Annotated in this window: 14 protein-coding genes and 1 tRNA gene; 5 read left to right on the top strand and 10 right to left on the bottom strand. The window is 60.3% G+C overall.

Going from position 1 to position 12,799, the window contains the following annotated elements:
• Position 1: 1 nt before the first annotated feature.
• On the bottom strand, positions 2 to 1,186 hold the full coding sequence (locus tag HX783_RS17315; RefSeq protein WP_177017692.1) for an efflux RND transporter periplasmic adaptor subunit: 1,185 nt from the start codon (positions 1,184 to 1,186) through the stop codon (positions 2 to 4).
• 145 nt (positions 1,187 to 1,331) lie between these two features.
• On the opposite strand from HX783_RS17315, the gene baeS reads away from it, so the two are divergent.
• Positions 1,332 to 2,717 (top strand): sensor histidine kinase efflux regulator BaeS, encoded by a 1,386-nt coding sequence (baeS, locus tag HX783_RS17310; RefSeq protein ID WP_177017691.1) that lies wholly within the window; start codon positions 1,332 to 1,334, stop codon positions 2,715 to 2,717.
• 3 nt (positions 2,718 to 2,720) lie between these two features.
• Entirely contained in the window at positions 2,721 to 3,404 is a 684-nt protein-coding gene (locus tag HX783_RS17305) for a response regulator (protein ID WP_177017690.1), read from the top strand.
• Between the two features lie 243 nt (positions 3,405 to 3,647).
• On the opposite strand, the gene HX783_RS17300 is transcribed toward HX783_RS17305, so the two are convergent.
• Entirely contained in the window at positions 3,648 to 4,130 is a 483-nt protein-coding gene (locus HX783_RS17300; protein WP_177017689.1) for an Lrp/AsnC family transcriptional regulator, read from the bottom strand.
• 184 nt (positions 4,131 to 4,314) lie between these two features.
• On the opposite strand from HX783_RS17300, the gene HX783_RS17295 reads away from it, so the two are divergent.
• Positions 4,315 to 5,355, top strand: coding sequence for a zinc-dependent alcohol dehydrogenase family protein (locus HX783_RS17295; protein ID WP_177017688.1), 1,041 nt, complete (start codon positions 4,315 to 4,317; stop codon positions 5,353 to 5,355).
• 25 nt (positions 5,356 to 5,380) lie between these two features.
• Here HX783_RS17295 and HX783_RS30015 read toward each other — a convergent pair whose 3' ends face one another.
• The 6 genes from HX783_RS30015 to HX783_RS17270 form a co-directional block, all read right to left on the bottom strand.
• Positions 5,381 to 5,509 (bottom strand): hypothetical protein, encoded by a 129-nt coding sequence (locus HX783_RS30015; RefSeq protein ID WP_256347202.1) that lies wholly within the window; start codon positions 5,507 to 5,509, stop codon positions 5,381 to 5,383.
• Between the two features lie 236 nt (positions 5,510 to 5,745).
• Positions 5,746 to 5,821 (bottom strand) — tRNA-Gly (locus HX783_RS17290).
• 63 nt (positions 5,822 to 5,884) lie between these two features.
• Positions 5,885 to 6,445: a CDP-diacylglycerol--glycerol-3-phosphate 3-phosphatidyltransferase gene (gene pgsA, locus HX783_RS17285; RefSeq protein WP_016968866.1), complete on the bottom strand. Its 561-nt coding sequence runs from the start codon at positions 6,443 to 6,445 to the stop codon at positions 5,885 to 5,887.
• A gap of 32 nt (positions 6,446 to 6,477) precedes the next feature.
• Entirely contained in the window at positions 6,478 to 8,301 is a 1,824-nt protein-coding gene (gene uvrC / locus HX783_RS17280) for an excinuclease ABC subunit UvrC (protein ID WP_177017687.1), read from the bottom strand.
• A 1-nt stretch (position 8,302) separates the two neighbouring features.
• Positions 8,303 to 8,944 carry a UvrY/SirA/GacA family response regulator transcription factor gene (gene uvrY / locus HX783_RS17275; RefSeq protein ID WP_003190387.1) on the bottom strand — a complete coding sequence of 214 codons (642 nt, stop codon included), beginning with the start codon at positions 8,942 to 8,944 and terminating at the stop codon, positions 8,303 to 8,305.
• 151 nt (positions 8,945 to 9,095) lie between these two features.
• Complete coding sequence (locus tag HX783_RS17270; RefSeq protein WP_177017686.1) at positions 9,096 to 9,461, bottom strand: helix-turn-helix domain-containing protein; 366 nt, start codon at positions 9,459 to 9,461, stop codon at positions 9,096 to 9,098.
• Positions 9,462 to 9,542: 81 nt separating this feature from the next.
• On the opposite strand from HX783_RS17270, the gene HX783_RS17265 reads away from it, so the two are divergent.
• Complete coding sequence (locus HX783_RS17265) at positions 9,543 to 9,782, top strand: DNA-binding protein (RefSeq protein ID WP_159955364.1); 240 nt, start codon at positions 9,543 to 9,545, stop codon at positions 9,780 to 9,782.
• A 33-nt stretch (positions 9,783 to 9,815) separates the two neighbouring features.
• On the opposite strand, the gene HX783_RS17260 is transcribed toward HX783_RS17265, so the two are convergent.
• Both HX783_RS17260 and HX783_RS17255 read right to left on the bottom strand, forming a co-directional pair.
• Positions 9,816 to 10,265: a GNAT family N-acetyltransferase gene (locus HX783_RS17260; protein WP_177017685.1), complete on the bottom strand. Its 450-nt coding sequence runs from the start codon at positions 10,263 to 10,265 to the stop codon at positions 9,816 to 9,818.
• 17 nt (positions 10,266 to 10,282) lie between these two features.
• The gene (locus HX783_RS17255; RefSeq protein ID WP_177017684.1) at positions 10,283 to 11,029 is read right to left on the bottom strand and encodes a carbon-nitrogen hydrolase family protein; all 747 of its coding nucleotides are present in this window, start codon (positions 11,027 to 11,029) and stop codon (positions 10,283 to 10,285) included.
• A gap of 614 nt (positions 11,030 to 11,643) precedes the next feature.
• Between HX783_RS17255 and HX783_RS17250 the strand changes: the two genes are divergently transcribed.
• The gene (locus HX783_RS17250) at positions 11,644 to 12,714 is read left to right on the top strand and encodes a 3-deoxy-7-phosphoheptulonate synthase (protein ID WP_177017683.1); all 1,071 of its coding nucleotides are present in this window, start codon (positions 11,644 to 11,646) and stop codon (positions 12,712 to 12,714) included.
• Positions 12,715 to 12,799: the final 85 nt, after the last annotated feature.

Here is a 12,799-nt window from a genome sequence, read left to right as displayed (position 1 = left end):
TTCAACCCGCCTTCGCAGCAGTCGGTGCCGTAGCCGCCTGGGTATTGGCGTCTTGCGCGTTTACGGCAGCGCCGACACGAACCTTTTGCCCGCCTTCGACGATCAACTGGTCCCCCGCCTCCAGGCCCGCGGTGACCCACCACTGGTTACCCACCGCGCGATCGATGGTCAGCTCGCGTTGTTCAACCTTGCCGTCAACCACCAGCAACGCGGTGGTCACACCGCTGGCGCTACGGTTTACCGCTTTTTGCGGAATCAGAATGGCCTGATCATTGCGCGCCTGCTCCAGCACCGCGCGCACATACATGCCCGGCAGAAGCAGGTGGTCCGGGTTGGCGAACTCTGCGCGAAGGGTCACGGTGCCCGTGCCCTCGTTGACACTGACGCCGCTGACCTTGAGCCGCCCCTCATGGTTGTAGGCGGTGCCATCGTCCAGCTTCAGGCTGATCCGTGCCTGCCCCTCGCCGTTGGACTGCAAGGCCCCGCTGGCCAGGTCACGCTTGAGCCGCAGCAGTTCCGTAGTCGATTGGGTGACATCCACATAGATCGGATCGAGTTGTTGCACCGTGGTCAACGCGCTGTCCTGATCAGCCACCACCAGCGCCCCGGGGGTCACAGTGGACGTTTCAATGCGCCCGCTGACCGGCGAGGTAATACGTGTGTAAGCCAGGTTAATCCGGGCGGTCTCCACTTCAGCTGCGGCGACTTGCACGTCGGCGGCCGCTGTGAGCAACGTTGCCTGCGCGTCCTCGTTGTCTTGCTGGCTGATGGCATTGATCTTCACCAGTTCGGCGTCGCGCCTGGCGGTGGCCTGCGCCGATTTAAGCGTGGCGCGGTACTTGGCCAGGCTCGCCTGGGCCTGCGCCAGCGCGGCGTTGTAGGACGCCGCATCCAATTGGTACAACGCTTGCCCAGCCTTGACATCCGCGCCCTCGACAAACAGCCGCCGCTGGACGATGCCACCGACTTGCGGACGAATCTGCGCCACCATGAAGGCCTGGGTGCGCCCCGCCAGCTCGGTGGTCAGCACTTGGCTCTGGGGTTTTATGCTGATCACCGAGACCTTGGGGGTGATCGCCTCAGGAAGTGGCTCGCCGCCGGAGCAGCCGCCCAGCATGACCATAATGATCAAGGACAGGAGCACCGCGGCGGTGACCAGGAATTTGGCGATTGTTTTCGTCGACATAGCAGCCTCTGCAAGACGGGATGACTTGAGTCAGCGCCATGCTGCGAGGCAAATGTGCAGGAAAATTGAAGATTGCCCCGCCGGGTTGAATCTTTCGCTCGCCAGGGCCTAAATGGTCACCATCCATTCCCGACGGCCCGCCTCCATGAAGTTGAGTATCTCCACCAAGCTGTTTATTGCGGTGCTGGCCGGTGTATTGCTGGTCATCCTGAGTATGGGCCTGGCGACCAGCTGGAGTTTCGGGCGGGGCTTTCTCGGGTACCTCAATGAGCAGGCGCTGGAGCGCATGGCGCCCGTGCTGCCGCGCCTGGCCAGCGCCTACGCGCGCGAGGGCAATTGGGAGTTCCTGCGCAACCAGCCGGACCGCTGGTTCGACATCATGCGGCCCGAACTTGGTGAGGATCCGGCGAAGAACGACCTGCGCACGCCTTTGGCCTCCGACCTGACAGGTGCGCTATTTCGCATCGCCTTGTTGGATAAACACAAAAAACGCGTGAATGGTTACCCGGATATTGGCGACGACGCGCTGTTGCGCCCGGTTGTCGTGGCCGACGAAACCGTGGGCTGGCTGGCCGTGACCCCGTTCCAGAGCGTGACCGAAGCCGGCGGCGAACGATTCCAGCAATACCAGTTACGCACCAGCTTGGTCATGGGCGCGTTTTCGCTGTTGCTGGCGATGCTGATTGCCTGGTGGATCGCCCGAACGCTGCTGGAACCGGTCAAACGGGTGGCCGCAGCAACCCACCGCCTGGCCAGCGGTGACTACAGCAGTCGGGTGGCGGTGGCCTCCAATGACGAAGTGGGCCAATTGGCCCGTGACTTCAACCAGCTCGCCTATACCCTGGAGCGCAATGAACAGATGCGTCGCGAGTTCATGGCCGACGTTTCGCACGAGCTGCGCACCCCGCTTTCGGTAATGCGTGGCGAGCTGGAGGCCATCGAGGATGGCGTACGCACCCTGACCCCAGGCTCGATGAAGTCGTTGCAAGGCGAGGTCAGCATGCTCAGCAAACTGGTGGATGACCTGTATGAGTTGTCCCTGGCGGATATCGGCGCACTGACCTACCGCAAGAGCGTGTGTTCATTGGATCACCTGTTGCAAGCCAGCGTGTCGATGTTCCAGGAGCGTTTGAATACCCGGTACCTGCGCGTCGAATTGGACTTGCCCTCCCAACCGCTGGAGCTGTTCGCCGACGCCAATCGCTTGCAGCAATTGTTTTCCAACCTGTTGGAGAACGCCGTGCGCTACACCGATCTTGGGGGGGTCATACACATCCGCGCCTCCCAGGATCGCGCCGAGGTGTGCCTCGAGCTGCTCGACTCCGGCCCTGGTGTTTCGGCCGAGCAACTGCCGCGCCTGTTCGAGCGCTTCTATCGTGGCGAATCGTCGCGCAACCGTAGCAGTGGCGGCGCCGGCCTGGGGCTGGCGATTTGTCACAGCATCGCCCTCGCCCACGGCGGCAGCCTTGACGCCGCGCACTCCCCTCTTGGGGGGCTTTGGCTGACCCTGCGCCTGCCAAGGAACATCTGACTCATGAACGACGAAAGCCCGATCCTGATTGTCGAAGACGAACCGAAGCTGGCCGCATTGATGCAGGATTATGTGGTTGCGGCAGGCTACCCGACCCTGTGCCTGGACAATGGCTTGCAGGTGGTGCCGACCGTGCGCGCCCACAGACCGCGCCTGATCTTGCTCGACCTGATGCTGCCCGGCCGTGACGGTATGCAAGTTTGCCAGGACCTGCGTGTGTTCAGTGCCGTGCCCATCATCATGATCACCGCCCGCGTCGAAGAGGTGGACCGCCTGCTGGGGCTGGACCTGGGCGCCGACGACTACATCTGCAAGCCCTTCAGCCCGCGCGAAGTGGTTGCCCGGATCAAGGCCATCCTGCGCCGCGGCCCCCAACTGCTGACCAGCGCCCCACCGCGCCTGCTGATCGACGAAACGCAGTACCGCGCCTCACTCGACGGTATCGCGCTGGACCTCACCCCCCTTGAGCTGCGACTGCTCAGCACCTTTGCACGCTCCGCCGGGCGGGTGTTTTCCCGCGACCAACTGCTGGACAAGATCTACTCCGGTCACCGCGTGGTCACCGACCGTACGGTGGACAGCCATATCCGTAACCTGCGACGCAAGCTGGAGCAGGCGTGCCCTGGGGAAACGCCCATCGAGTCATTGTATGGAGTGGGTTATCGGTTTCAGCTTACCGACGCCTGAGGTCCCGTCGAGGTGACGGCCTTGACGTGGATGCGATGTCTGGGCAAGCCCCTTGGTGCGTCCATTTCGGATCGCGCGCCCACGATTTAATCTTCGACATTTTCAACGCGTAGGGCTTCGAGCAATACCGGTTCCAAGAAGTCAAAGAAGCATCTGATTTCCCCGGCTATCGCCGTTTACCTGGGTATTTATCTGTCGAGTCTTATGGCTGCGCGCGCAGGCGAGGCCGGGCGCCGCAGGCCCTCAGATACTCAGGAGTTCGGCCAGCGGAAAACGCTGCGTGGTCTTCATTTCTCGTAACGACAGGTTCGAGCGGATACTCAAAACGCCCGGGAGCTTTCTCAGCACCTTTTCGACGAATCTGCTGTAACTGTCCAAATCCCTGGCGACGACTTGAAGTAAAAAATCCGCCTCGCCCGTTGTGTTGTGACAACTGAGTACCTGAGGCGCCGAGGCTATGATTTTTTCAAACTGTTCCGTGGCCTCTTCACTGTGATCACTGCAGGAAATCTGAACAAAAGCCATCACCCCCAGGCCCAGCTTTCTGCGATTCAGGATAGCTTGATACCCCTCAATCACCCCGCATTCCTCAAGGCGCTTTTGTTTACGCCAACAGGATGCTTCGCTGAGGCAAAGTTGCTCCGCCAATTTGACATTCGACAGTCGCCCATCTCGCTGCAGTCGCTCTGATATTGCAATGTCCACCTTATCCAAACGCTCGAGCATGGTTGATCCTTTCAATTATGTGCCAGCTCACGGAGATTAATTTCATTTGGCGCAAACTATCAATCGCAATCTGAAAAGCAATTTCAACCCATTCGCACATAATTGATCACCGCTGATTCGACTAGCCCCGCGCAAGAAAGCCATCGAATACAGCGCCGTGTCTATTCAGGTAGAGGTTACTTTCATGAAAGCAGTTGTCTACGAAGCCTTTTCCAAACCGCCGCGCGTGATGGACGTCGAAGACCCGACGCCGGAGCGTCACGGTGTGGTGATACAGGTGAGGGGCACTGGGGTTTGCCGCAGCGACTGGCACGGCTGGAAGGGCCATGATCCGGACATCCAGCTGCCGCATGTTCCCGGGCATGAGCTTGCCGGCATAGTGGTCGAGGTTGGCCGCGACATTACCCGGTGGAAGGTCGGCGACCGCGTGACGGTGCCCTTCGTCGGCGGGTGTGGCGCGTGTCCCGAGTGCAACAGCGGTAACCAGCAGGTCTGCAATACGCAGTTTCAACCGGGCTTCACCCACTGGGGTTCGTTTGCTGAATACGTCGGTATCCATCAGGCCGACTTGAACGTCGTGGCACTCCCTGAGAGCATGGACTTTGCCACCGCTGCAAGCCTGGGTTGTCGCTTCGCCACTTCATTCCGCGCCGTCGTTGACCAAGGCAAAGTCAGCGCCGGACAGTGGGTTGCGGTGCACGGCTGCGGAGGCGTCGGCCTGTCCGCAGTGATGATCGCCAACGCCCTCGGCGCGAACGTCATCGCCATCGATATTTCCCAGGAAAAACTCGAACTGGCGCGCTCGCTCGGTGCCGTTGCAACAGTGAACGCACAAGCCGTTGCGGACGTCACCGAAGCCGTGCTGGAAATCACCCAGGGTGGCGCCCACGTCTCACTGGATGCACTGGGCCATCCCACCACGTGCTTCAACTCCATCAACAACCTGCGCCGTCGAGGCAAACACGTCCAGGTAGGCCTGATGCTCGCCGACCACGCCACACCGGCGATCCCCATGAGCAAAGTCATCGCGCACGAGCTTGAGATCTACGGAAGCCACGGAATGCAAGCCCATCGTTATGACGCCATGGTCCAGATGATCACCTGCGGAAAACTCGCCCCGGAAAAACTCGTGGGTAAAACCATCAGCCTGGAGCAGTCCATCGACGCGCTGATGAACATGGATCGCTTCGAGACGGCCGGCGTAACGGTTGTGACCGAGTTCTAGCTCAGGCAGGACGTAACAGTACCCATTACGTTACGCCGACTATCTGCAGTCGGGCTTCCAGCTCGGCCCAGCGGCAGTGGGTGCGCGGATCCTGACGTTCGGCGCGGGCTTTTTCCTCGCCGCCCTTGGCAGCGCCTTTCTTGGCCAGCGCCAAGGCAAGCCCTGAGCCCTGCTGGGCTTGAGCCTGCAGGCTGCAAGTATGTTGACGGTGGTCCTGTACGTCGGCGGGATGTGCTTTGCCGTGAAAAACCGCCTTCTCGCAGATGTCGGGCTCTCCCAGGCCCTGGACAGAGCTTGGCCAGGCACGACAAATGGCTGGCCAAGCGCCGACGCATGAGTAAATTCCAGGCAAAAAAAAGCCACTCGTTAGAGTGGCTTTTTCTTTGTGTTTGGAGCGGGAAACGAGACTCGAACTCGCGACCCCGACCTTGGCAAGGTCGTGCTCTACCAACTGAGCTATTCCCGCGTCTTGGTGGTGTGCATTCTATAGAATCCAGAACCCCCGTCAACCCCTTGATTCAAAAAAGTTTTATTTCTTTTCAACGGTGGTGCGCAGGTGAGGCCAGGCGGCGCGCAAATACTGGAGCATGGACCACAAGGTCAGGCCGGCGGCGATCAGCAGCAAGGCGTAGCCCAGCAGGACCCAGAAAGAGAAGTCCGACGGGTTGGCCAGCAGGATGACCAGCGCGAGCATTTGCGCGGCGGTTTTCCATTTGCCCATGTTGGAGACCGCCACGTGGGCGCGGGCGCCGATTTCGGCCATCCATTCGCGCAGGGCCGAAACGACGATCTCGCGGCCGATGATCACCGCGGCCGGCAGGGTCAGCCACAGGTTGCCGTGTTCCTGCACCAGCAGGACCAGGGCGACGGCCACCATGAGTTTGTCGGCCACCGGGTCCAGGAACGCACCAAACGGCGTGCTTTGTTCCAGGCGGCGCGCCAGGTAGCCGTCGAGCCAGTCGGTGGCGGCCGCGAAGGCAAACACCGAACTTGAGGCCGCGTAGCTCCATTCATAAGGCAAATAAAACAGCAAAATAAAAATCGGGATAAGCAGGACGCGTAGAACGGTGATCAGATTAGGGATATTCATCGGCACAACTGGCTACGAGGTGGAAAGGCATTCTATTCGCTGTGCAGATTCGCATAAATCAACTCAGCGAGCTTTTTACTGATACCGGGTGCTTTGGCTATTTCGTCAATGCTGGCACGGGATAGCTCTTGCAAGCCACCAAAATGTTTAAGCAGGTCGCGACGGCGTGTCGGCCCGACGCCTGCCACCCCTTCCAGGGTTGAGGTTCGTCGGGTTTTACCACGGCGGGCACGGTGGCCGGTGATGGCAAAACGGTGGGCTTCGTCGCGGATCTGTTGAATCAGGTGCAGTGCGGGTGAATCGCCCTTCAAAGTGAACTCATGGGCGGCATCATTCAAGTACAACGTCTCGAAACCGGCCTTGCGCGTGGCGCCCTTGGCCACGCCGAGCAGGATCAGGTCGGGCACCGCCAGCTCGTTGAGCACGTCGCGGGCCATGGACAGCTGGCCCTTGCCGCCGTCCACCAGGAGGATATCCGGCAGCTTGCCCTCGCCGTCCTTCAACTTGCTGAAGCGCCGCGTAAGGGCCTGGTGCATGGCGGCGTAGTCATCGCCAGCGGTGACGCCTTCGATGTTGTAGCGCCGGTAGTCGGATTTGATCGGCCCTTCCGGCCCGAACACCACGCAGGACGCCACGGTGGCTTCGCCGCTGGAGTGGCTGATGTCGTAGCACTCAAGGCGCTGCGGCGGCTCGTCCAGGTTGAGGACTTCAGCCAGAGCGTCAAAGCGTGCGGCCACATGCTGCCGATTGGCCAGGCGCGCGCTCAAGGCCTGTTCGGCATTCGTCACCGCCAACTGCTGCCAGCGCGCACGGGTGCCGCGTACGCGGTGGCTGATGTCCAGCTCGCGCCCGCGCAACTCGTGAATCGCTTCGATCAGTGTGGGAAAGTCTTCGTGCACCACGTTAACGATCAACTCCGACGGCAAATCGCGCTCGGGGCTGCTGACATAGTACTGGCCAAGGAAAGCGGCCATGACTTCGGCCACCTCCTCGTCGATCCCGGTCTGTGGGAAAAAGTTCTTGCTGCCCAGCACTCGCCCGCCGCGCACGCTGATCAGGTGCACACAGGCGCCGCCTGGGTTGACGAAGGCGGCGATCACATCGACATCGCCGGTGCCGCCCTCCATGCTTTGCTGGTCCTGGACGCGGCGCAGCAGGGAGATCTGGTCACGCAGCTCGGCAGCGCGCTCGAAATCCAGCGTACTGGCAGCCTGCTCCATCGCGCCGGAAAGCTCGTCGGTGAGTGCATTGCTGCGACCTTCGAGAAACATCACCGAATGGCGTACATCCTCGGCGTATTCCGCCGGCTCGACCAACCCCACGCACGGTGCCTTGCAACGTTTGATCTGGTATTGCAGGCAGGGCCGCGTGCGGTTCTTGTAGAAGCTGTCTTCGCACTGGCGCACAAAAAAGGTTTTTTGCAGCAGGCTTAAACTCTCGCGGATCGCGCCGGCGCTGGGGTACGGGCCGAAATACTTGCCCTTCTGCTTCTTCGCGCCACGGTGAATACTCAGCCGTGGGAAGTTGCCGTCGGATAAAAACACGTAGGGGTAGGATTTATCGTCACGCAGCAGGATGTTGTAGGGCGGCCGCCATTCCTTGATCAGCGTCTGCTCAAGCAGCAGCGCTTCGGTTTCATTGGCGGTGATGGTGGTTTCGACTTGGGCGATACGCGCCACCAGGGCGGCGGTCTTGGGCGCCAGCCCGGTCTTGCGAAAGTAGCTCGCCAGGCGGTTCTTCAGGTTCTTGGCTTTGCCCACGTAAAGCAGGCGCGCCTCGCTGTCGAACATGCGGTACACGCCGGGGCGGCCACTGCAGGTTGAGAGAAAGGCACTTGGATCAAACGGTGTGGTCATGTCAGGCGCTGGCGTCCACCATGCCGTGGCGCACCGCGAGCAGGGTCAATTCAACATCACTGCTGATGGCGAGCTTCTCGAAAATGCGATAGCGGTAGGTGTTGACGGTCTTGGGCGACAGGCAGAGCTTGTCGGAGATCGTCTGCACCTTCTGGCAACCGACGATCATCAAGGCAATCTGGATTTCCCGTTCCGACAGCGCATCAAATGGCGAGTCACTGGTGGGCTGGAACGACTTGATCGCCAACTGTTGGGCGATCTGCGGGCTGATATAACGCTGCCCGGCAAACACCAGGCGAATGGCTTGCACCATCTCCGCCAGGCCTGCGCCCTTGGTCAAGTAACCGGCCGCGCCAGCCTGTAGCAGCCGCGTCGGAAACGGGTCTTCCTCGCACACAGTGACGACCACGACTTTTATGTCCGGATGGCTGCGCAACAATTTGGTAGTGGCACCAAGACCGCCGATCCCAGGCATCTTGACGTCCATCAAAACCACATCGGGTTTCAACTCCCGGGCCTTGATCAGGGATTCCTCCCCCGATTCGGCCTGACCGACTACTTGCAGGCCATCGATGTCAGCCAGCATTCGTGTAATGCCTGTACGAACGAGATCGTGATCATCGACTACTAGCACCCTAATCAAGCAGACACCTCGCGATATGGTCTTATAGGTTGCTGAACACCTTAGCAAAAAACCAGGGCGCAGACCTAGCTGCAAGCGTCATATATATAGAGTTAACGCACACTATCGGCGTCCGCCCTGCGGCAGACAGCCGATTTTATTGAGTAAAAGGTCAGCTTTGCGCGGAAGATGGCTTATGTTTTCCGTTCTGCGACACGGAGTGTTCAGCCAGTGAGGAGGTGAGTCGACGGATAGCGTCCTGATCCTCCTTGAACATCGCCCGGTAGTTTTCCAGGATTTTCTCTTCCAGCTGGCTCAGGTTTTCCAACTGGATGGGCGTGGGGCTGCCCGTGAGCACGTATAAAACATCGACACCGCGCTCGGCAACGCGTGACAGATAATCCGCCTTGGGCGCGCGGCCACCGCTCTCGTACTTGCCTTGGGCGTTTGCTTCAACGCCGCCGATTTCACCAAACATTTTCTGCGACAGGCCAAGACGCTCTCTTTCCTGCCTTAAACGCGAACCGATTCCACTCATTTGGATGTATGATCCTATCTGGCACACCCCAAGAGGTGACACACTCATCTCGTTTTACACAAACTTGAACGGTTTTGAACTATGCCCGGTATTCGCACTGCTGCACAAGCCAAGGCTTGGTTGGAACATCAAGGCAAGTCAGTTCAAGCGTTTGCCCGGGAACACGGCGTTGATCCGGCCACGACGTATCAAGTGCTCGCTGGGCGTAAAAAAGGACGGCGCGGAGAAGCCCATAAGGTGGCGGTCCTGCTGGGCATGAAAGATGGGATTATCGTGGATGAGCCCGTTGCTCAAAGCCGCGATACGCAAGCGGTTTACTGACAGCAGTATGCGCTTATTCGTACAGCGTGCCTGTTAATCGTCCGATGAATCCGCGCCACACGCACGCTCCATACACAAAAAGCAGTTCTCTTCCTGGACAATGCTTAGCCCATGCCTCAGGTAGAGGTTTCTGGCCGGGTTGATCTTGAACACGGTCAGGCGCAAAAACCCCAGCCCCTGCGTACGCGCCTTCAGCACCATCTGCTCCAACACCCAGCTGCCGGCGCCTTGCCCGCGACTCGCTTCGATCAAGTGCAGTTCGCGAATAAACAGCGCATCGTCGTCGTAGCTCAGGCTGATAAAACCGATGACCTTATCGTCGCGGCAGATCATCCAGCTTTCTCGACCCGCCCAGGCGGTATCAAAGCCGTCGTTGGACCATATGAACCCGTAGTGCTCGTAATAGCGATCCATCGACTGACGGGTAAGGACGCGTGCAAACGAACAGTCCTGGTCCGTCGCTGCGCGCAAGTGAAAGGTCATTGCCTGCTGCCTCCGATTCAGATTGCCACTTGCCGTCCAGTCCAGCGCCCGCCCTCACGCTGAGCGATGACCAGTGCGCCGCCAACACCCGGTGCCGCGCTGATCAAACCCTGCGCCCCCCAAATCGCGCTGCGCCCTGCACAGGTCCAGCCGCCCGATGGCCCACCGTGATTGGCCATCAGCACGAGCATTCCATGTTCAATGGCGTAGCCCTCGAGCAATGCGGCGTCAGTGGCGTAGCCACCCTCGCTGATCAGCACCCCGGCGGCATAGACGTTAGCTCCCGACTCTGCCGCAGCCCGCGGATGACTGGCATGGGAAAAGTCAGCGCATACCGCCAGAGCAATACGATCTTCACCCCACTCGAGTGCGGCACCACCCTGCCCCGGGATAAATGCCACGTCTTCGCCGGGGTGCAGATGCTGCTTGGTATAGACCGCCAACGAGCCGTCCGCCCCCAACACCAGTGCGCCGATCAACACACCCGTTTCCGGTGCCAGGCGAATCGGCATCCCCACCACCGCCGTCAACCGCAGCGCTTGCGCTCTCTCGCGCAACGGCGTCAGCACGGCGTCATCCGGCGCTATTGCCAAACCGGCCGCCAACGCGGGTTCATACCCGGTTAACGACAGCTCCGGAAACACCAGCAACTGCACACCGTGCTCCGCCGCGGCCTGCATAAATGCCAGGTGCTGCTGGATATTGGCTGGCACGTCGCCTGCGCTGGAGAGGGTTTGAGCGGCAGCAAGGGTCAAGGCAGTCATGGTCGCGTCCAGGCAATCATTATCAAAGTGTTACCAGCATATCGGCACTCGCCCCATAGCCGTAAGTGGCTCATGCGATAGAAATTACTGATTGAATCCAACCCTGCGCCTCTAGTAAGCTCAGCCCATCATTTGGAGACACACCATGTTGCAACTCACCCACACTCAGGTTTGCCCTGCTGCCAGCGCCTCGCGCTCGGTGTCGGCTACCCGCGTGAACGGTTCGAGCGCACTGGTCAGCTTTTATTTTGGGTATTGGTTTAGCCACTGGCGCGCCTGATACCTGAAATCGGCGCCCACTACTCAAGGGGTCGCCTACCAGAGAAATCTAACCCCCGGTCGGCTCCCCGACCGGGGGTTTTGTTTTTTCAGGCCTCCATCAACTTTTGAAGAACACTTAAAGGACACACGACATGAACTACGCCACCTATTACCGCTACGACACTTGCACTGCATGGCGATTTAGCAAGCTCCGTTCGGGACAGCCTGCCGCCTCCGATCGGTCACCTATCGGTGGCAAGCCAACACACGTAGCCACTACGGCCAATTGTCGAACACCCCAGTAGGGCAAAGCGCGCGGGAACAGCCCGCCGCTTGCCCAGGAAGCCTTGAATATGAACTCCGCCACCGCCGCTTTGCCTGTTGCCAACCTCTCCAGCGCCAATGAAGCGCTGACCCAGCGCTTGCCCAGCTCCCTTGAGCTCAAGCATCAGTTGCCCCTCAGCCCGTTCCTCCACGAGCAGATCCACGCCCATCGCCAAGCCGTGCGCGCCATCCTCAACGGTGAAGACTCCCGTTTGCTGGTGATTGTCGGCCCGTGCTCGATCCACGACCCCGAATCGGCCATGGAATACGCGCGCAACCTGAAGAAGCTGGCGCTTGAAGTCAGCGACCAGATGCTGCTGGTAATCCGCGCCTACGTCGAAAAACCGCGCACCACCATCGGTTGGAAAGGCCTGGCCTACGACCCGCACCTGGACGGCAGCGATGACATGGCCGCAGGCCTCACCCTGTCCCGCGAGTTGATGCGCGAAATGCTGCGCCTGGGCCTGCCGGTCGCCACCGAGCTGCTGCAACCCATGGCCTCCGGCTACTTCGATGACCTGCTCAGCTGGGTCGCCATCGGCGCACGCACCACCGAATCGCAGATCCACCGCGAAATGGCCAGCGGCCTGGGCATGCCCGTCGGCTTCAAGAATGGCACCGACGGCGGCGTCGCGATTGCCTGTGACGCGATGCGCTCGGCCTCCCACCCGCACCGCCACTTCGGCGTCGACAGCCAGGGCCACCCGGCGATCATCCAGACCCCGGGCAACCCCGACACCCACCTGGTGCTGCGCGGCGGTCACCGTGGGCCGAACTACGATGCGCAGAGCGTGGCGCAGGTGAAGCTGGACCTGGCCAAGTCCAAAGTGGCGGCGCGGATCATGGTTGATTGCAGCCACGCCAACAGCGGCAAAGACCCGCTGCGTCAACCGGCGGTGTTCAATGACGTACTGGAACAGCGCCTGCAGGGCGACACTTCGCTGGTCGGCATGATGATTGAAAGCCACTTGTTCGAGGGCTGCCAACCCCTGGGCGCGTCCATGAAATACGGCGTGTCGGTGACCGATGGTTGCCTGGGCTGGGATGGCACCGAACAGTTGCTGCGCAGTGCGGCGGAGCGGTTGCGCCAACAGCGGTAAACCCACTGCACCATGGAGATCAAAAATGTGGGAGCGGGCTTGCTCGCGAAAGCGGTGGATCAGTCAGAAAATCTGGCACTGATAG

The organism is Pseudomonas sp. D2002 (genome assembly GCF_013385735.1).
Classification (GTDB): Bacteria; Pseudomonadota; Gammaproteobacteria; order Pseudomonadales; family Pseudomonadaceae; genus Aquipseudomonas.
Note: the sequence above shows the minus strand (reverse complement) of the source record. Positions and strands in the feature narration are given on the sequence as shown.